Annotated in this window: 18 protein-coding genes and 1 tRNA gene; 6 read left to right on the forward strand and 13 right to left on the reverse strand. The window is 46.4% G+C overall.

The window, feature by feature from the left end; genetic code table 11:
- Positions 1-11: 11 nt before the first annotated feature.
- Positions 12-1,397 carry an alanine/glycine:cation symporter family protein gene (locus tag LRP49_RS16610; protein WP_274143433.1) on the forward strand — a complete coding sequence of 462 codons (1,386 nt, stop codon included), beginning with the start codon at positions 12-14 and terminating at the stop codon, positions 1,395-1,397.
- Positions 1,398-1,464: 67 nt separating this feature from the next.
- On the opposite strand, the gene LRP49_RS16615 is transcribed toward LRP49_RS16610, so the two are convergent.
- The 3 genes from LRP49_RS16615 to LRP49_RS16625 form a co-directional block, all read right to left on the reverse strand.
- Positions 1,465-2,142 (reverse strand): HAD family hydrolase, encoded by a 678-nt coding sequence (locus tag LRP49_RS16615; RefSeq protein ID WP_274143434.1) that lies wholly within the window; start codon positions 2,140-2,142, stop codon positions 1,465-1,467.
- Between the two features lie 244 nt (positions 2,143-2,386).
- The gene (locus tag LRP49_RS16620) at positions 2,387-2,659 is read right to left on the reverse strand and encodes a DUF6482 family protein (RefSeq protein WP_274143435.1); all 273 of its coding nucleotides are present in this window, start codon (positions 2,657-2,659) and stop codon (positions 2,387-2,389) included.
- A 143-nt stretch (positions 2,660-2,802) separates the two neighbouring features.
- A tRNA-Cys gene (locus LRP49_RS16625) sits at positions 2,803-2,876 on the reverse strand.
- A 336-nt stretch (positions 2,877-3,212) separates the two neighbouring features.
- On the opposite strand from LRP49_RS16625, the gene LRP49_RS16630 reads away from it, so the two are divergent.
- From LRP49_RS16630 to LRP49_RS16645, 4 genes are all read left to right on the forward strand, one after another.
- Positions 3,213-5,369, forward strand: coding sequence for an adenosylcobalamin-dependent ribonucleoside-diphosphate reductase (locus LRP49_RS16630; protein ID WP_274143436.1), 2,157 nt, complete (start codon positions 3,213-3,215; stop codon positions 5,367-5,369).
- Between the two features lie 66 nt (positions 5,370-5,435).
- The gene (locus LRP49_RS16635) at positions 5,436-6,137 is read left to right on the forward strand and encodes a TSCPD domain-containing protein (RefSeq protein WP_274143437.1); all 702 of its coding nucleotides are present in this window, start codon (positions 5,436-5,438) and stop codon (positions 6,135-6,137) included.
- Positions 6,138-6,362: 225 nt separating this feature from the next.
- A complete protein-coding gene (locus LRP49_RS16640) occupies positions 6,363-6,953 on the forward strand; it encodes an FMN-dependent NADH-azoreductase (protein ID WP_274143438.1) in 591 nt (196 codons plus the stop codon).
- Between the two features lie 227 nt (positions 6,954-7,180).
- Positions 7,181-7,657 carry a hypothetical protein gene (locus LRP49_RS16645; protein WP_274143439.1) on the forward strand — a complete coding sequence of 159 codons (477 nt, stop codon included), beginning with the start codon at positions 7,181-7,183 and terminating at the stop codon, positions 7,655-7,657.
- Between the two features lie 77 nt (positions 7,658-7,734).
- Here the strand turns inward: LRP49_RS16645 and LRP49_RS16650 are convergent, their stop codons facing one another.
- Positions 7,735-9,087 carry a MipA/OmpV family protein gene (locus LRP49_RS16650; RefSeq protein WP_420791600.1) on the reverse strand — a complete coding sequence of 451 codons (1,353 nt, stop codon included), beginning with the start codon at positions 9,085-9,087 and terminating at the stop codon, positions 7,735-7,737.
- Positions 9,088-9,224: 137 nt separating this feature from the next.
- Positions 9,225-9,860, reverse strand: coding sequence for a 2OG-Fe dioxygenase family protein (locus LRP49_RS16655; protein ID WP_274143440.1), 636 nt, complete (start codon positions 9,858-9,860; stop codon positions 9,225-9,227).
- 327 nt (positions 9,861-10,187) lie between these two features.
- On the opposite strand from LRP49_RS16655, the gene LRP49_RS16660 reads away from it, so the two are divergent.
- A complete protein-coding gene (locus LRP49_RS16660; protein ID WP_274143441.1) occupies positions 10,188-10,958 on the forward strand; it encodes a nucleotidyltransferase family protein in 771 nt (256 codons plus the stop codon).
- 16 nt (positions 10,959-10,974) lie between these two features.
- Here the strand turns inward: LRP49_RS16660 and LRP49_RS16665 are convergent, their stop codons facing one another.
- The 8 genes from LRP49_RS16665 to LRP49_RS16700 form a co-directional block, all read right to left on the reverse strand.
- Positions 10,975-11,757 (reverse strand): class II glutamine amidotransferase, encoded by a 783-nt coding sequence (locus tag LRP49_RS16665; RefSeq protein ID WP_274143442.1) that lies wholly within the window; start codon positions 11,755-11,757, stop codon positions 10,975-10,977.
- An 89-nt stretch (positions 11,758-11,846) separates the two neighbouring features.
- On the reverse strand, positions 11,847-13,037 hold the full coding sequence (locus tag LRP49_RS16670; protein ID WP_274143443.1) for an NnrS family protein: 1,191 nt from the start codon (positions 13,035-13,037) through the stop codon (positions 11,847-11,849).
- A gap of 97 nt (positions 13,038-13,134) precedes the next feature.
- Positions 13,135-14,076, reverse strand: coding sequence for an ABC transporter permease (locus tag LRP49_RS16675; protein ID WP_274143444.1), 942 nt, complete (start codon positions 14,074-14,076; stop codon positions 13,135-13,137).
- Positions 14,073-15,041: an ABC transporter permease gene (locus LRP49_RS16680; RefSeq protein ID WP_274143445.1), complete on the reverse strand. Its 969-nt coding sequence runs from the start codon at positions 15,039-15,041 to the stop codon at positions 14,073-14,075. Before LRP49_RS16680 ends, LRP49_RS16675 begins: the two co-directional genes overlap by 4 nt.
- Complete coding sequence (locus tag LRP49_RS16685; protein ID WP_274143446.1) at positions 15,038-16,066, reverse strand: ABC transporter ATP-binding protein; 1,029 nt, start codon at positions 16,064-16,066, stop codon at positions 15,038-15,040. The genes LRP49_RS16680 and LRP49_RS16685 overlap by 4 nt, the downstream gene beginning before the upstream one ends.
- An 8-nt stretch (positions 16,067-16,074) precedes the next feature.
- Positions 16,075-17,022, reverse strand: coding sequence for an ABC transporter ATP-binding protein (locus tag LRP49_RS16690; protein WP_274143447.1), 948 nt, complete (start codon positions 17,020-17,022; stop codon positions 16,075-16,077).
- A 9-nt stretch (positions 17,023-17,031) separates the two neighbouring features.
- Positions 17,032-18,516: a peptide ABC transporter substrate-binding protein gene (locus LRP49_RS16695; RefSeq protein ID WP_420791606.1), complete on the reverse strand. Its 1,485-nt coding sequence runs from the start codon at positions 18,514-18,516 to the stop codon at positions 17,032-17,034.
- 329 nt (positions 18,517-18,845) lie between these two features.
- On the reverse strand, positions 18,846-19,694 hold the full coding sequence (locus LRP49_RS16700; protein ID WP_420791601.1) for a TauD/TfdA dioxygenase family protein: 849 nt from the start codon (positions 19,692-19,694) through the stop codon (positions 18,846-18,848).
- Between the last annotated feature and the right edge of the window lie 529 nt (positions 19,695-20,223).

A 20,223-nucleotide genomic window follows, 5' to 3' on the forward strand; every position in this document is an offset into this window, starting at 1 on the left:
AAGGGGGAATCATGAACCAACCTATTTATAACTTTTTTCAAACCATCGACAACCTCGTCTGGGGGCCTCCCCTACTGCTACTTCTTGTTGGTACAGGTATTTATTTCACCTGCCGACTGGGTGCAATTCAAATCCTTAAATTGCCGCTTGCGCTGACGTACATTTTCAAAAAAGAAGAAGGCGTAAAGAACAAAGGCGATGTTTCCAGTTTTGCTGCACTTTGTACGGCTCTCTCTGCCACGATTGGTACCGGTAATATTGTTGGTGTTGCTACCGCCATTAAATTAGGTGGCCCTGGTGCGCTGTTTTGGATGTGGATGGCAGCCTTATTTGGCATGGCGACAAAATACGCGGAATGTTTGTTGGCCGTTAAATACCGAGAGAAGGATGCCAATGGCAATATGCTTGGTGGCCCAATGCTATACCTTGAAAAAGGTGCAGGCCAAAAATGGTTGGCCAAGCTTTTCGCCTTTTTCACCATTGGTGTTGCGTGCTTTGGTATCGGTACCTTCCCACAAGTAAATGCGATTGTTGATGCAAGCCACATTGCGTTCAATGTGCCGAAAGAAATCACGGCGATTGTCCTGACTATTTTGGTTGCAGCCGTAACAATCGGTGGTATCAAGTCCATCTCAGGGATGGCCAGTAAAATCGTACCTACCATGACGGTTATTTACGTCACGGCCTGTGTGGCGATTCTGGTTAATAATGCCAGTGCCATTCCTTCTGCCATTAGCCTGATCGTTGAATCTGCATTTACAAGCACAGCGGCTACAGGTGGCTTTGTCGGTGCGAGCATCATGCTTGCTATTCAATCCGGTGTTGCGCGTGGCGTGTTCTCAAATGAGTCAGGCTTGGGCAGTGCTCCAATGGCTGCTGCATCGGCGCAAACCAACTCTTGTGTGCGACAAGGCCTGATATCAATGGTTGGCACATTCCTCGATACCATCATCATCTGCTCAATGACAGGTCTAGCTCTGGTATTGACGGGCGTTTGGTCGATGGAAATCGAAGGTGCCAAGATGACCACTGAGGCGTTTTCATTAGGCCTTAATGAAAGCTTTGGTCCCATGGTTGTCGCCGTCGGTTTAATGTTCTTTGCATTTACGACAATTCTTGGCTGGAACTATTACGGTGAGCGTTGTGTCGTCTACTTGTTTGGTCAACGCGCAGTACTGACATACAAAATCATCTTCATTGGACTGGTGCTATCAGGTGCGTTCATCAAACTGGATATGATTTGGCTGATTGCAGACATCGTCAATGGCTTGATGGCAGTACCAAACCTGGTCGGTCTGATTATTCTTCGCCACGTCGTCGCAGATGAAACTAAATTGTATTTTGATGCACTGAAAAATCGAGCACTGTCTGACGCGAGTTCGCAAGCGAAAGCCTGATTGCTAGGAAAATAGCGCAAAATAAAAAAACAGCACCTAGAAGGTGCTGTTTTTTTATCTTTTTTATTTACGCAGACTTTGCACTGATCATATCTGACAGGCCAAGCTTGCCGAAAATGGCATCGTAGTGGACGAAGTTCGGAATTCTTGTGTGATGTTTCACTTTGTTGCCCACTGCCACAAACTCATACCCCAAGGTATTCGTGGCCATTTTATCCCACTCGCCATCACCAAAATACACACGGCGGTTAAACATTGCGCCTGTATCTTGTTTGGCTCGAAAAGCGGCAAGTGCCATGATTTCACTTCGTGTCATCGCGTCCGAGCAAGAGGCAAAGCTCACACCGCTAATATCAAAACCCGCGGCACGCAATTTCATTTTTGCTGATTCTTCCCAGCCACCTGTTGCGATCGCAAGAACAACATTCTCATGCGCTTTCATATCGTTTACGAAGGCGATAGCACCAGGCGTTGCCGCGAGTTCATGACTGTTCGTGGCAATGTAGGCTCTCAGTTTCTGTAGGAATAGTGTTTTCACTTCACGCAAAATGCGCATTCTTTCCTGACGCAAGCCTTGCTGGCCGATCAGCTCTTCTAAAATCCCTACATCAGTGACATTGGTAAAATGCTCCCAATCTGCAAACTCAATACCCATGACTTCTTCAACAGCAGATCGAAAGCACTCGGAGTCAAAATCGTAACTATCGATGAGCGTGCCATCGACATCTAACATAAATAAATACATTCGCGCCTTCCCTCAAATCTCTTTATTTCACAGTTCTCAATGCTGATTTGATACTGCGCTGGCGTTCCCCTAAACAGGCACCCTTTGCGTTTTTCTCTTTGTCGTATTCACAAAGACTATCTAGTGATAGTAGACGCACATCAAAGGCGTCGCACAGTGTATTGAAAAAATGTGATAAGGGAATGACTGTCTGTAAGACAGATGACAATTTTGATTAGATTTGTGAGATAGCCTCGGGCGGACATCACGGAATTGGGATGGTATAAACACTTGAATCGCAAGCCACTTCACCGATCATTTCATCGTAAACACTGTCCAGCTCAAACAGAGCTTCTTGAAAGCCCTTCATGGCCAGATGCGTTTTGGCACGTTGCAGGCAATCGAAAAACATTAACTCGCCTACATCGTCACGTTCATAGATTTTCACACCACTGCCAAACGTAATAGCGGCAAGGTATTTACCAGAGTCCCCACAACTAATAATCATGGCGTTTTGGCTAACCGAGCTATTTTGCATACACGAATCCCCGTTCTGATAGTTCGGGTTTATACGAGGTACACTTACCGACAGATCATTAGGTAGATTATGAACGAATAATGAAAGGAGTGACTGGATAAAAGAAAGCGAGAAATTGATAGGGAATGCTGAACGAAAAGAGATGGAGGCGCGTCCCGGAGTCGAACCGAGGTCCACGGATTTGCAATCCGCTGCATAGCCACTCTGCCAACGCGCCTTTGAGTAATGTAGGGTTCCCCCTGACTACGGGGCGCATTATAGAGATACGGAGTGCTAACGCAACGACTTTTTTCGCGTTTTCTACCAAGTGTTTCTGATTTGATCACTTTGACTAAAAATGCGACGTCGCCTAGTGATTGAGTTGCATTTTGAGAGCGTTAAAATGGTCAACACTCTATCCTGTAAAGATAAGTGAAATTTCTCGCAAAAAGAGTGTTTGTCAAGACTTGAAGATCACACCATATAGTGGTTTGATCTGCGCCCTGCCAAAAAGAGCCACAACATAGTGGCTTTCGCTCAACCAGACGGCATTACATTTGAGGTGCAATTTATAATGGCTAAAACCAAGTCAGCTTCTGATATCGAATCCACAGGCGTACTCGCAATTCCTTACCAAGATACGTCTATGGAAATTTGGGACAGCAAATACCGCCTGAAGAGCAAGCACGGTGACGCAGTCGACGCGACACTGGACGATACGTTCAAGCGTGTTGCTCGTGCACTTGCAGATCTAGAAAACAAATCTGTACAAGAAAAATGGTATCAAGAGTTCTTGTGGGCACTTCGTCATGGTGCAATCCCAGCAGGTCGTATTACGTCCAACGCTGGTGCTTTCGAGCACAAGCCTGCAACGTCAACCATCAACTGTACCGTAAGTGGCACCATTGAAGACTCAATGGACGACATTCTGGGTAAAGTGCACGAAGCAGGTCTTACCCTTAAAGCTGGCTGTGGTATCGGCTACGACTTTTCTACCCTTCGTCCTCGTGGCGCATTCGTATCTGGCGCAGGTGCATACACCTCTGGCCCTCTGTCATTTATGGATATCTACGACAAAATGTGTTTCACCGTATCGTCAGCTGGCGGTCGTCGTGGCGCACAAATGGGCACCATGGATATTCGTCATCCAGATGTGATGGAGTTCATCCGTGCGAAGCGTGAAGATGGTCGTCTGCGTCAATTCAACCTGTCGCTACTGATCACCGAAGAATTTATTGAAGCATTGAAGAACGATGCCGAATGGCAACTGATCTTCCCTGTTACTGCAAAAGAAGCACGTCAAGACGGCACTGATCTGCAAAACGACGAAACCATCGTTTGGGCAGACTGGCCAAGTAACGACGGTCTGGTTGAAGACGATAAAGGCCGTGTTGCGTGTAAAATCTACCGCACCATGCCTGCACGTAACCTGTGGAACGTGATCATGTCGTCTACCTACGACTACGCGGAACCAGGTTTTATCCTGATCGACAAAGTAAACCAGATGAACAACAACTGGTTCTGTGAAGACATTCGTGCAACTAACCCATGTGGTGAGCAGCCTCTGCCTCCATACGGTGCGTGTCTGTTAGGCTCAGTAAACCTGACCAAGTTCGTACGTGACCCATTCACTGAAAATGCGCGCTTCGATTGGGAAATGTACCGCAAGGTCGTTTCAATCTTCACCCGTATGCTGGACAACGTGGTTGAAATCAACCAACTGCCGCTGGCAAAACAACGTGAAGAAATCGAAACCAAACGTCGCCACGGCATGGGTTTCTTGGGTCTGGGTTCTACCCTGACCATGCTGCGCCACAAATACGGCAGCGCAGCGTCTATCGCTTTCACTGAGCAAGTTTCTCAAGAGATGGCAATCACAGGTTGGGAACAAGCGATCGCTCTTGCAGAAGAGAAAGGCGCAGCCCCAGTGATGGACAAAGATTTCGAAGTCACACCTAAGATGATGCGCTTGCGTCCAGAGATGGCGAAAGACGGCATCAAATTGGGTGACAAAGTGAAAGGTAAAGTACTCCACGCGAAATACAGCCGCTACATGCAGCAAATCGGTGAAGTACGCCCTGATCTGATTGAAAAGCTGGTTGCTACTGGTGGTCGTTTCACGCACCACAGCTCAATCGCACCAACGGGTACGATTTCTCTTTCACTGGCGAACAACGCAAGTAATGGTATTGAGCCTAGCTTTGCACACCACTACACGCGCAACGTGATTAAGCCAGGTAAAAAATCGAAAGAAAGCGTAGACGTATTCAGCTTCGAGCTGCTGGCTTACCGTGAACTGGTTAACCAGAAGGCGATGCCTTACAGCACCAAAGAAGACGAGCAACTGCCTGAATACTTCATCACCGCTGATGACATTACGCCAAGTCAGCACGTTGAGGTTCAAGCAGCAGCACAACGTTGGATTGACTCTTCTATTTCGAAGACAGCAAACGTACCGACTGACTTCCCATTTGAAGATTTCAAAAACATTTACATGGACGCATACGACAAGGGCCTGAAAGGTTGTACTACCTTCCGTTTCAACCCTGAAGTATTCCAAGGTGTTCTGGTTAAAGAAGAAGATCTGGAAAACACCACGTACGTGTTCACGCTGGAAGATGGCTCTACTTTCGAAGCGAAGGGTAACGAGAAGATCGAGTACGATGGTGAAATCCACTCGGCAGCGAACCTGTACGACGCATTGAAAGAAGGCTACTACGGTAAATTCTAACTGTAGATAACGTATATAAAAGAAGGCCGCTTTCCGCGGTCTTCTGTGAAAAAGAAGTAACTCGTTATGACACGTAAAATTGAAAGCAAAATCGTTGCTTATAAAGTAAAGAGCAAAGACGCGGTTCAGGCAGCTCCTGTTGCGCCAGTTGAAGAAGTTCCTCAACTGGAAACCATGCATGAAGAAATGCCACGTCCAGAGATCCTGCTTGGCACTACTTACAAGCTGAAAACGCCAGAGCACGTTTCTGAGCACTCTCTGTTCATTACTATCAACGATGTTGTACTAAACGAAGGTACTGACCACGAAGTGCGTCGTCCTTTCGAAATCTTTATCAACAGTAAGAGCCTTGAGCACTACCAGTGGATCGTTGCGCTGACTCGCATCATCTCTGCTGTTTTCCGTAAAGGCGGCGACTGCACTTTCTTGGTTGAAGAACTGCGCTCAGTGTTCGACCCGAAAGGCGGCTACTGGAACAAAGGTAAATACGTTCCTTCTCTGATTGCAGAAATTGGCAACGTGATTGAACAGCACCTGATGAAAATCGGCATGCTGAACAACCCAGAAATGGACGAGCACCAAAAAGCATTTTTGGAAGCTAAGCGCGCTGAAAATGCAGTAAAAGAAGAGAAGAAAGAGGAAGAAGAACCAGTAAACACTGGCTTCCCGCCGAGTGCGACCCTTTGTTACAAGTGCCACAACAAAGCAGTGATCGTGAAAGACGGTTGTCAAACCTGTCTGAACTGCGGTGATTCTAAGTGCGGTTAATGCGCTAATGATTGATGAAAGGCTTCCGATTGGAAGCCTTTTTTATTTTCAGGCTAAACAGCAAAGACCGTGTGCTTTCAAGTTTCTTGGGTAACTCGCTCGCATAATATACTTGTTCAAAAATTTCGAACAAGCATTACAGATTTTTCCGCTTTTTCACCAAAGACCAAACACCTATAGTTTGTTTCAGACAAAAAGAATCCCTTAATTTTTCTGGAGCATCTAATGGCTAACGTACTGGTTCTGAAATCAAGCATCCTTGGTGACTATTCATCATCTTCCAAATTGATTGACGAAATGGTTCAGCAATTTGGCACTGGCACTTCTGTTATCGAGCGCGATTTGGCGGCCCACCCTATTCCAGTTTTGGATGGTGAGTTGATGATGGGGTTGCGTGGTGGTGAGAACCTTTCTCCTCGCCAAGAAGAAGCTTTGGCTCTTTCCGATCAACTAATCAATGAAATTCAGGCGAGTGATACCTTGGTTATCGCCGCACCTATGTACAACTTCAATATCCCTACGCAGCTTAAAAACTGGATTGACCTGATTGCCCGCGCCGGTGTGACCTTTGCGTATACCGAGAAAGGACCACAAGGTCTTTTGAAGGATAAAAAAGCCATTATTGTTACCACGCGTGGCGGCATGCACAAAGATATGCCAACAGAACACATCACAGGTTACCTAACGACCGTTATGGGCTTCGTTGGGATTACTGACGTTCAATTCGTATATGCAGAAGCCCTAGCGATGGGGGAAGAACCTGCGCAAGCGTCTATGACGCAAGCATCCCAAGAACTTGTTAAGCTGGTTTCTTAATCATCCGACTTGATTCACCTACACCTCAAGGGTGTTAACAGTTCTTCGAACTACATTATTCACTGCTTTCAAGGACTTCGAATGAAGTCCTTTTTTTAATTTAGTTCGATCTTTGTCTCACCCTGACCTTTTCGGCATTCACTTTTCCCGCCATTTCCCGTTTTATGTTGGGTCACGAGAGCCTACGTCTCGGATCAAATGAATAAAAAGTACATCTGGAGCATTAAGTGATAAAGCCCAACCCGTTTAAAGGTTCTGACGCAGACCGCGCCGAAATTTGGGACATGTTAGTCGCCAAAGACATTCTCGCTTATACCAAAGCAGACTGGTCAATGGTGGAAAATGACTTTCTTGAAGACGAATTTTTTGCTGTCAACGCAGGGTTTGACAGTGACCCTGGCAATTGGAATCTGGCTTTCTCTCTCTTCGAGAATTATCGTGACTCTTGGTTAGAAGCAGCAAGAGCGAGCGTGGAAACAGAGTATGCTGAGCCGTTAGAAAGTGCAGTTCACAAACTCACCACGCTAGAGCAAATCGAAATAAAAGATGGTAAAGCCATAGCACGCAAACAATTTAATGGCACGATTCAAGTCGTTGGTAAGGAGCCTGAAGTCCTCAATTGGCAGACTCTTTATTACCTAAAAAAGACGCATGATGGTTGGAAAATTGTTGGCTTTACAGGCTACCTACCCTACACCGCATAAACGAAAAAGGAGCGCACTGCGCTCCTTTTCTAAATCCAAACCGCTGAATACTGCATTCTCAGCTTGTTCAGGTATCACTAAAAATCGAATTGCAGGTAAATCGTATTGTAATTACTGCCACCTTTAATTCGACCGAACTGGCTCGCTTTCTCAAATATTGCCGAGCGGTGATGCAGTGAATACCCTAACCACGCCTTATTCCATTCGGGCTTCCCGAACAGATCGCCTAGGTTTACATCGACAGACAAATCTATGTAATTAAGTAAGTGGCTAGGTTCATAGCCTTTTTCATCCAATTCCGTCTGCTCAACATAGGTAATATGATTTACGTAGGATAGGCCTTCTGCAACACCTACTCGCCACTTTGTTGGCCAATCAATGGTGTAGTACGCTTTAATCGCCATAACGATTTCAGCACTGGATGATTGCACCTCGGACTGCCAATGCCAGACAATCCCGGGCGTTAAATAAATATCCAACGGGATCCCAAAAAGCTTGTCGCTTAGCGGGTGACCATAAAACACAGATGTCAGTTGGTTGTTGTACGGGTCTTTTTCCACATCACCAGCGATGATTTCCCCAATGTTTGAGGGGGTTGCCCAGCCATGCGCCACTCTTACATATGGACGCGTGGATATTTCCCTTCTTCCTGTTACCCTGTTGTCGTTAAAGAAACCAAAGCCTGCAAACACTTCACCTTCCCAGCTTTCGCTAATCGTTGGGGAATGTCTGACGTTGGAGTCAAAATAGGTCGCATATGCGCCACCGAGTAGATACAAATTGGAATAGACATGGTATCGACCACTGAAACCAGCTTTAACATCAACGCCCGCTCCTAACCGAACACCTTCATCGCGATATTCGGACAAACCGTAATAGAAGCTATTAAAATCGGCATCTTTATAGATTGCTGAAATAGTCGCATTCAGGTCAAAACTGTCCCCCTGAATATTTTTACCCAGCGTAGCAACACCATGAAGTCGATAGTCTTTATCTGAAAGAAGGTCTAAATCCGAATACCAGCCTTCCCCCCATTGCTTTTTCAATTGAAAGCCAAAGTCGCCCGTATCACCACCGATATCGTTTTGAACTTCTCGGGGTAAATCTATAAATCTCATGCGAAGAATCGTATTCAGTCGCCAGTCACCCTGCTCCCACAGTCTCAAGCCACCTTCAATACCATGAATAAAGAACGCTTCATCTTCATAAAACATCATGGGTACAAAGCTTTGAACATTTTGACTGCCGCCTTCCGTATAAGGAATGGAGGCTGATCGCATCGTCGCTGCAATACCCCAGTTTTCACTGTGTTTTTTTCTTAGCTCAGAAAGAGTGGTAGCACCTGACTCTGTCAGGTCAGTGTCTGCCATTGCGGGTCCTGACAATACACACGCCGCAGCCAGCGAAGCAGCAAGCAAATTCGCCTTCATGAAAGTGTCCATTTGTAATAATTTTAATTGGGGAATTATATTCGGTTCTAACAGAGCATAGACGAAACCAGCATAAGAAAAGACACAACTTAGGTGTAAACAAGGCCAGCGATTAACCAAATCGCTGGCTCTTTATGCTAATGCTCGCGAGCGGTAAGAACAAAGAGGTCGATATGCCCTTTTTCATTTGGATTTAGCGCGCGAATAGGATTGGCATTGTGCCAAACCGCATGGTCATCCAGTAGCGCAACTTCACCCTCATTCATGGCTAACGAAAAGAAAGGTTGTTCTGATTTGTCTTTATAGACGAGTATTTCACCGCCTTGTACATTGTCACGTCCAATAGCCGCGATTGCGATGTGGTCAAACCCATCTTGGTGCACCCCTTCAGGTGACACGGGAGTGACATCATCAAGGGTAATCACGCGCATTTGGTGAATCTCAATATCTTGGTGGTCTTCAAGCTCATTGTTGTCTTTAAACAACTGGCAAAGTTCGTACAAGCCTTCGGAAGAAATCACTGAATCAGGAAGCTCCTCAAAGTCTCTTACTATGCCACCTTGGTGGTGATTGATGGATTCAGTTTGCATGAATGTATGGTGGGGTCTTTGTCGCACTGCGCCATCGTGACAGCGTACGATGGAATAGCGTCTCAACCGATATTGACCGTCTGCATAGGGGGTGGTTGGCAGCGTTTCAAATGTCGGTTCTAGTTCCTTTACAGCCTGGTCGCTGATATGACAAAGCTGCATAAGGTAATCTGGATGGTACATGGTAAGTCCTCCATATTGGCCTTATATTGGTCACTCTTGGGTAAAAAGCACCAACTACAGTTATCACTATCAGTTAACGACATTCCTGCAAAAATCTCAAACTCCTACAGTCTGTAAATTCAATCAAGCGACCTAAAACAACGTTAATCACCACAAATCTACCGTTTTACAGATATATATTTTTGAATATTTGATCTATGCCAAATCTCAAAACGCCAGTATGAGAGGTCAAGCTCGAACATAAGTCTTTCATTCAGCTAACATTCATCCACCACCAGTAGTATTAAACTTGTGGATACTCCCCAGACAAAACCATGAGGTAGCTAAATGGGAAGAATGTTTAAGGCGCTGATTATCGTACCAATTCTGGTAATTCGCATTCCTGCTCATGCTGATCCTGTTGATGTGAAACCATCGACCAATTGCCAGAGCATTTACTATCAGCAACCTGAAGCAACACAACAAGCCGCCCTAACTGAGCTGATGAGCATTTCATCCTTTCGCGCTCAACATCTCCAACAACCCTACTCAGATTTAAGCGAACTCTATGACGTTGCACCTAACGCGCAGGCGGAGCTAGAAACCTTAGCGTCAAACATTGCAGCAAACGTCAACGGCACTGTTCTGACCCCTGGCATTAAAGGCAAACAACGCGCAACGGAAAAAGTAGCGGGAGAGCTCAACGGCGATGCGTCAAAGCTCACTGACATCGTTCGTGTGACCATTGAGACCGATTCTATTGCCGACCTAAACCGAGCATTCGATAAACTTGCTTCAGCGACCAAAACACAGGAAGTGATTAATCGATTCCAAACGCCTCGCCCTTCCGGCTACCGAGACGTTAAAGTACTCGTTACCCTGCCAGAAACAGACCTTGTTGCTGAGGTACAATTACACCTTAAAGCAATCTCTGCCATCAAAAATGGTGAAGAACACAAAATTTATGAACAAATACAGGGTATTGAGCGTCTTGCAAGTTTACAAAAACGCGATTTGACAGAGTGGGAGTTCGCCAAAATTGAAAAATTAAGAAGCCAATCACGCGCACTTTATGATGAAGCTTGGCGAGACTATCACCCTCTAGAAATGGCGGTATAGTCGACAGATGGGGCGGTTAAGCCGCCCTTTCTTCCAATATAAACTGCTTTATTTCCACACTTTCACCCACTAACTCCACCAAGCTTTGAGAGGGAATCGCCTGCCAACCTTGGCGTTCCATTTCGTAAGGCTCCGATGCCAATACAACGCCGCCATCAACTTTTTTCACGAACATTGTGGGAGGCGGACCGAAAGATGCGTAGCGTACCCCCCAAAATTGTAATCCGTTACTGATGCATAACGAGGCTTTGAAAGGGTCTTGAATGCCTTTGGCGCGAATAGCCAATTCAATATCCGTAAACACATGTTTAAGTGCAGAACAGGGTTCGTGCTCTAACCCATGCTGTAACAACAGAAGGAAAATAAGTTCGCTGTCTGTTGTCCCTGTGCGCCTTAAGTAATATTTTTCGTCTAGCTGACGCTCAAGAGCGAAGCGAACCGCTTCGAATTCCGGAATTTGCCCATTGTGCATGAACAGCCAGTTTTCAACGTTAAAAGGATGACAGTTTTCTCTCGAGGTATTGGTTCCTGTCGACGCCCTTACATGAGCCATAAACCGATGAGACTTGGTGTGTTCTGCAATGGATCTGAGGTTTGCATCAGACCAAGCAGGTAACACTTCGCGATAAAGTGCTGGCGTACCTTTTTCCCCATACCACGCGGCACCAAACCCATCAGCATTCACCGCAGTAACCGCTTTTGTTGCTTCCATACTTTGCAGCACTAACGAATGATTTGGCCGCAACAACATATCATCAAGAAAACAGGGTTTACCTTGATACGCTAACCATCGACACATTTCTACCTCCCTTCCTGCGTTACCTACAGTATGAGACAGAAAACCATTTTTACCGTATCGAGTTAAACCATTCTGCTACAACAAACCGATCAGCCGGGGTGCCCATCAGCGCGCGCTTTCAAAAGCATCGGACCAAACCGAAGTACAAATGCACCAAACGCAATACTCCAACCTACCGCTGCAATTACCACCCACTCGTTTATGTATGCGGGGAACAAAATCGGTCCTGCAACGCGAATAACGGTTGCGACGAGTAACGAAACAAAACCAAAAGCAAAACTGGGTTGTTGGTATATCGCGCGCCCAGTATGACCTAAAGTGACGCGCACAATCATTGCGAGGATAACACCACCAAGTGCCCCCATTGCGATGAGATGTATTAAGGTATGAGAAGCCCAAGCATTGGAGATAAACGCGGCTTTCAGAAGCAAACCCAAAGGCAATGCAAAGTAGAATAAATGTAAGCTCCAAACCAAGGGTTCAGATCGTGATTTCAAGCCATTCCAGCGGTATAAACGCACCATCTGTGCCCCACCACAAACCGCCATCACTGCGCTAATCAGCCAAGTATTTACTAACGGAAAGAAACTTAGAATCGCCAATAAGATCAACGGAAAACTTGCCAATACTTCGAGCCAGATTATCGGCTTGGGTTGTTCAATTCCATAACGCTTTGCTGTGAAAAACGGGATAACACGCCCACCCATGATAGATATAAGCAACATGAACCACCAAAGCATTGCTTGCCAAAGCGCATTTGCACTAAAAGGAGGCATACCCTTAACCGTGGCATAGCTGGCGAGGTTAGCGATTAGTGCGACGAGTAACATTGGGATAAAGAATAAGTTTCTCCAACGTTTCGTAATAATCACTCGATAGCCGACTTCTAGCCCAACAACCAATAAGAAAGCTGCATCAACGAGAGCTATCAACGCCAAAGGGGCGTCTGTCCAAAACAACACTCTTGGTACAATCCATAAGCTCACGATAAATAATAGGCGTGCTCCTGACGTACCTTTTACCCCCGTCCAGGTTTGAACTGCAGTCAAAAGAAAACCAGCAACAACCGCAATCGCGACACCAAACAGCATTTCATGGGCATGCCACCAGATCGCAGGGACTTGGAGTGATAAGCCTGCTTGTCCTTGCGAAAACATCCAGCTCCACAGACAAATGGATAACACCGCATAAAGGCCAGCAAGCAGAAACAAAGGGCGAAAACCTAACCTCAACACAGGTGTAATTTTTTCTTCTTGCGCCCTGTCTACGATGTTTATCATGGGGTTGCCTCTTTAAAACTTTAAACATGCATATATATTACATGTTTAAAATTAATATAAAAGCCCCATCTCGAATCAACGGTCCCTTCCTCAATTGTTACACCATGGATTTTGGATCAAGCGCATCTTGCAATGCGTCACCTAAGAAATTGAATGCCATCACTGTCAGCAGAATGGCGATACCAGGATAAATAGCTAGGCCCGGAGATTGCCAAATAACGTCTTGCGCGTTTTGCAGCATATTTCCCCAAGATGGCATGGGTGGCTGAATACCCAACCCTAAAAATGACAAGGCACTTTCCAACAATATCACGCCACCCACCGCCATCGTCGTGGCTATGATCACTGGCGACAGTACGTTAGGCAAAATGTGCTTTCGAATAACTCGCCAAGGCGACGCGCCATAACCAATAGCCGCTTTCACGTAATCACGCTCGCGAACTGAAAGCGTACCTGAACGCACAAGCCTCGCCGTCGCAGGCCAGCCGAACAGCGCAACGATAACAATGATTCGAATAAAACTCGCATTTTCACCTTGCACCCAACTTTGTGGTAATCCCATTTTGCTTAAATCTACCGCCGCGAGAACGATCATCAGCGGCAGAGTTGGAAGTGACAAGGTAAAGTCCGCAATACGCATTAACAATGCGTCTGCCTTACCGCCAAAGTATCCTGCGCAAGCACCAATCAACGTACCAAGGACTGCTGTCGCAAATGCCGCCACGGTGCCGACAGCGAGGGAGATTTGCCCTCCGTATAGCAAGCGAAGAAACACATCACGCCCTAACTCATCGGTCCCCAACCAATACTGACTTCCTGCAGGCTCTAACCTCACGAAAAAATCCACAGCGAAGGGATCGTGACCAAACCACGCAGCGAGGAGGGGCGCACTCAAACAAAGTATCGCGAGGACTAAAATAAAGATGCCACTGACGAGGCCAGCTTTATGCCGACAAAATCGCTTCCAGACCAAATACCAAGGAGAAAAATGGGGAGGTAATGACTGCGTTGTTTTAGTCAAAGGAGAAGCTTTACTCAAGATGACGCTCCTTTGATAAGGCTGATACGCGGATCAAGTTTTGCGTAGACAATATCCGCGAGAAAATTCCCCATAAGAGCTGTGAATGTGATAACCATTAAGCCCAACAGCGCGAGGTTATAGTCATTGCCCATGATGGCATCAAATATCAATTTTCCCATTCCCGGCCATGCAAACACAGTTTCAGTAATCAATGCCCCAGAAAGCAGAAAACCAATATCTAAAGCAATGATTGTTACCAACGGGATCATCGCATTTCGCAATGCATGCTTAAATATCACCCGCGTTTTTGAAGCACCTTTTGCTTCTGCAGTGCGAATGTAATCTTGCCTAAGCACTTCCAACATGGTTCCCCGAACAAAACGCGAGTGGCTGGCAACACTCAATATAGTGAGAGAAGTGACGGGCAGAATGAGGTGTGTTAATTGGACCAAGAACCCTCCGCCTTCCGCTTCACCCGTGCCACCAGCAGGAAGCCAACCTAAGGTGACTGAAAATACCAAAATCAACATAAGTGCCAGCCAAAATGCAGGTGTTGAGAAGCCCACAAACGCGCTAAAACTGATCAGATAGTCAACCCATGTTCGGTGTTTCAATGCGGCAAATACACCGACGGGAATGGCAATTAACAAAGAAAGAATGGTCGCCAATCCGACCAACTTTACGGTGTTCCAAACGGCTGGTAGCAAAACATCTTCTGCAGGTTTGTAATACAGTCTTGAATAACCGAAATCACCTTGAACAGCGGCAAGTAACCATTGCCAATAACGATCTATCAAAGGCTGATCGAGACCCTGCAATGCCTTTAGACGAGCAACGTCTTCCGACGTCATATTGGGGTCCGAGGTTGCCATCAGATCGATTGGATCACCAGGCATCAATCCAATAAGGGCGTAAGAGGCAAACGACACCAGAAAAAGCACCAAAAAGCTTTGTAATGCCCTGCCAAGTAGATACGGTGTCATACAGCCTCCCCTTGAATATCTGGTTCAGCGTATGGCTCACCGCCGGGAAAGTGACAAGCCACGTAGTGCGCTTCATCCCCTAAAAACGCTGTTGATTGAGGCGGTGCAACGCGACAAAGGTCGGTTGCCCTCGTGCAACGAGGATGAAAAGCACATCCACTGGGCGGATTAATCGGGCTAGGTACATCACCCTGCAAGCCCCTCTCTCTCCGCCTTCTCCCTCCACTTTTCGCGGGGTTGCCTAGTGTCGGCACCGCAGCCAACAAGGCTTGACTATAGGGGTGTGCAGGCGTTGAAAAAAACGTACTTCTCGGCGCCTTTTCCACCACTTTGCCTAGATACATCACGACAACGGTATCTGCCACATAATTCACAACGGCCATATCATGGCTGATAAATAGAAAGGCCAAATCACGGGTTTTCTGAAGCCTCACGAAGAGGTTGAGAATTTGGCTTTGTACTGACACATCTAGCGCAGATAAGGGCTCATCAGCAATGATCAAAGAAGGTTCGAGCACCAATGCACGCGCAATACAAATACGTTGTCGCTGCCCGCCTGAAAACTCGTGGGGGTATCGACCTAATACCTCCTCACCTAGCCCTACTGAGTCCAAAACGTGTAGCACTTGGCTTCGCTGATACGCATCATCACCCACACTGTGGGCAGCTAACGGTTCTCCAACGAGCTCATCAACAGACATGCGCGGATTGAGTGCAGAGTATGGGTCTTGAAATACCAACCCAAGCCGCTTGCGCAAGGCTTTCAGTGATTGCCCTTTCACCGTCGCCACGTCGACACCATCGAGATACACAGTTCCTTCCGTTGGCTTTTCTAACAACGCCGCTATACGGCCTAACGTGGATTTCCCACAGCCTGACTCACCGACAATCGCGACAGTTTCACCTTTTTCTATGGTCAGCGAAATGTTGTCCACTGCTCTGAGTGTTTGTGATTGACGATGCCACCATGAGGCTTGCTTGATGGGGTAAAACTGACTGACATGATTCAATGATAAAATTGTCATAAACCACCTCAAACGTAGTGACAAGCAACGGTGTGCTCAGGATCAATGCACTGAATTCGAGGAGAATCGGATAAGCACTTCTCTGATGTTTTGCTGCACCTGTCTGCAAATACGCAGCCGCCGAGGCGTTGCTCAAGTGGCGGCACTGTACCTGGAATGGCATAGAGCTCCCCGCGTGACTCGTCCATTGTCGGAAAACTGGCAATCAACCCTTGGGTATAAGGGTGGCGCGGATTAGCAAATAACACATCTGCCGGTGCTTGTTCGACGATCTTTCCCGCATACATCACTATGACTCTGTCAGCTATTTGGGAAACGACACCGAGGTTATGACTAATAAACATGATGGCGGCTCCCGTGCTTTCTCTCAGGTCTTCGAGTAAATCAAGAACCTGCGCTTGCACCGTCACATCTAACGCCGTTGTAGGTTCGTCCGCAATGATGAGTTCGGGCTGACATGCCAAAGCCATCGCAATCATCACGCGTTGACGCATGCCCCCGGACAGTTCGTGAGGAAAGGCATAAAATCGGGTTTTCGCATCGGGGATATGAACTTGGCGAAGAATGGCAATCGCTTTTTCCTTCGCGGTAGCCTTGTCACATCCGCGGTGTAATTCGAACATTTCGGCCACCTGATCACCAATTGTGATGACAGGATTTAACGCCGTCATAGGCTCTTGAAATATCATAGAGATGCCGTCTCCACGAATTCGCTGCCACTTTTTACGATCGAAGCTCAGCACATTTTGTCCGTTAAAATGAACCTCTCCTCCAACCCGCATTACTGAGGGCTGAAGGCCTATCAAGGCTAAGGACATCAAACTTTTTCCGCAGCCTGACTCCCCGACCACACCAAGAACTTCACCCCGTTTAATCCCGAAAGACACATCATTTACGGCTGGAAAGCCATTAAATGTCACTTGCAATTGATGTACATCGAGAAGCATCTTTGTCATTACATGCTCCTAATTTCCTGCGCGGTGCCACTCTTCAATCCAATGTGTTGAAGGGAACATATGGCCTGTTGGCGTGACACCTTTCAGCCATAGTGGCAACACAAAACTGTCAGAACGAAAGTACAGTGGTAGTGCTGGAAGATCTTCTGCATAAATTCGTTGAATATCAGCAAACAACCCTTCTCTGATTTCCTGGTCGAGTGCGACCTCTATTTCATCCAACAAGGCATCCATTTTGGGGTTGTTGTAAGCCGCATAGTTTTGACCGCCCCAGTTATTTGCCTTTGTGGGAATATTTTCAGAGTGAAGCGTCGATTCAGGGGGGCTTTCCGGCGCGGAGTACCAAGCAAATAATGCGAGTCCTGTGTGTTTGCGCTCTTTAAGTGTTTGCCCAAAAAATACGCGTGCAGGCTGGTTATTAATGGTCACTTGAATGCCCATTTGCTTCCATTGCGACTGCAATACTTGTTGGACGAGCTCTCGGGTTTTATTGCCAGCTGTAGACATCAATTCCAATTGAACAGCTTGTCCATCTTCATCGACCAATTTGCCGTTTTTGATGCTGTAGCCAGCCAGTTCAAACTGCTCTTTTGCCTTTTTAGGGTCATAAGAATAGGTCACCACATCTTCTGTAAATCCGATATCACGAGGGCTGGTATCTGTGTGCGCAAGAATTTGTTTTCCTTCAAACAGCTTATCCACTAAAAGCTGCCTATCGATGCTATACAGAAGCCCCTTACGGAAGGCTTTTTTACTTAGATGGGGGTTGTCCAAATTGACGTCGAGGTGTTCGTACAGCAATCCCGGCTCATAGATAAACTGGTATTTACTCCCAAGCCTATCTTCCAATCTCAATACTTGATCAAGCGTCAGTCCAGACTCTCCGGCAATCATGTCGACCGACCCTGATAGCAAGTGCGCTTCGAGTGCTGCGGTGTTTCCGACGGTCTTAAAAGACACGCTATCAAAGTACGGCGTCATTCCTTTCCAATGGGGATTACGCACCACATTGATAAAACTTCCCGTTGCGTATTTACCCAATCGATACGGGCCGTTATAAAGTCCGGGCGTTTCCGGTGCGGTAACGTACTTGGTTTTCTTGTCGTAGTTTTCAGGGTCAGCGCGATAAATATCGCCTTCGATATGATCTGGAATAGCTGACGGCACAAACGTTCGATAATTAAATACTCGCTTGTTAAGCAGTACCTTGAGACGTTTGTCATCTAGAATGGAAAGGCTTTCAATGGTCTGATCTTCTTCATATCCCGGATTACCTTTTACACGTTTATCCGTGGAGATTTGATACCCAAGAAGCACATCTTTCGTCGTAACTGGCATCCCGTCGGCCCAAAAAATCTCATCCTTCAATTGAACCGTCAGTTCAATGCCTTCCCTTCCATCATCCAAAATGACCTTTTTCGCCAACCCATTTTCAAATGTGGGCACCTGCACGCAAAGGTGACAAATAGGTTGCCACTCCTTCCCATAAATCATCATCGGTCGCCAGTAGGCCGATTGAACATAGCTCCCCACCACCGAAGAGTCCAAAATCGGGTTTAGCCCTGTGGGGTACTGACTGACCCCGATTTTCAACGTTTCAGCATTTAAGGGCGAGAAGGCAAAAGACAGGATCAATACCGCAAACCCGCGCAATATACGCTGCTTGAACACACCAAGCCGAATCATACCTTCCTCCCGAGAAATTAGTGACAACGTCACTAAAAGAAAAACTAATCAACGCTTTAATCATAGCTAAGTTAGATAGTTAGCTCGTGCCAACATCTCGGTTTGATACCTATGCCCAAATAATGTTTTACATCCCTTTATGTATTGCTGGTCTCAAATGCTTTAGGTTGCGTCCCTTCCACAACCACACGATGGAGTCGTCGCGGCGCATCACCGTAGTCGGTCACCGCAAAATGTTGTGTGCACCGGTTGTCCCAGATTGCGACGCTCCCGACTTCCCATTTAAACCGCACTTGAAATGCCTCCTCTCGACAAAAAGAAAACAGAGACGCGAGAAGAGCATCACTTTCCTTGGGCTCTTCGCCATCAATACATTGGGTAAATTGCTCATTTATAAAAAGCGTAGGGTTCCCAGTTTCGAGGTGCTGCACGACTAATGGGTGTAAAACGGCATCGATATCCTTTGATAATTTTTCTACTTGGCTCAATCCCATGCCGTCATGTTTATCAAAGCGGCTACCCACAAAACCCTGCACCGCGTGTACTGCACGTTTATTTTCAAGGCACTGCTTCACTGTCATTGGAAGGGCTTGGTACACTGCTTCCATCGACAACCAAATGGTGTCGCCACCATGATCTGGCAGGTGCTGTGCCACCAGCACAGAGCATTTTGGTGGTACTGCTTGCCATGTCATATCCGTGTGCCAATAGCTTTTTCCGGGAGGGTTACCCCGCTCCGTCTCGATGACGCTAACTTGAGGAAAACCGCTAACATGAGGAAAAAATGGATGTGGTTTTTCTAATGTCCCAAATCTAGAAGCTAATGCTAATTGCGACTCGGGTGATAGGTTCTGCTTACGGAAGAAAATGACTTTATGCTTAAGAAAAGCATCGTATATGCGTTCAAATTCATCCTTGGTAAGCGATGACAGATCAACGTCTTCTATCATCGCACCTACAACCGTATTACTAGGCAATATCCTCACTTACACAGCTCCTTCTCATGAAATCCTCTAGAAACTGACCCGCTTTTTCCAGAAATCACTTCCTCACGATCATTGTAAACACCCCCCAACCCACTCACAGAGATTAAAGAAAATACAGAAACGACGTGGATTGCATCGGTTTTTGTACAATACCCCACCATCACCATCAGAATATTTCATCCTGAACATGCAATTTATTCGTTGAAACGATTAAGAAAAGGTATAGACTCCTCCTCCCTAAACAAGATCCAAGTCACGTTTTTTAGACAATCCCTGTAACCTGAATGGACAATGACGAAAATGAGTTTTCGCACCAAAGTAGAGAAACTAGACATCTTCTCTTTTTTGAAAGTTTGCATGCTCTCGCTTTTAATCGTTTCTACGTGTTATCAAGGCTATAACATGATTCTTGCGAGTCATCTTTCATACGACGTTCAGGACAGCTTAACCAGAGTCTATAGCTCTATCCGTCGATTCGGATCTTTTTATAACAACGCTGAAACGAAAACGCTCACAAAGGGCCAGCATC

Source organism: Enterovibrio qingdaonensis, assembly GCF_028683135.1.
GTDB lineage: Bacteria > Pseudomonadota > Gammaproteobacteria > Enterobacterales > Vibrionaceae > Enterovibrio > Enterovibrio qingdaonensis.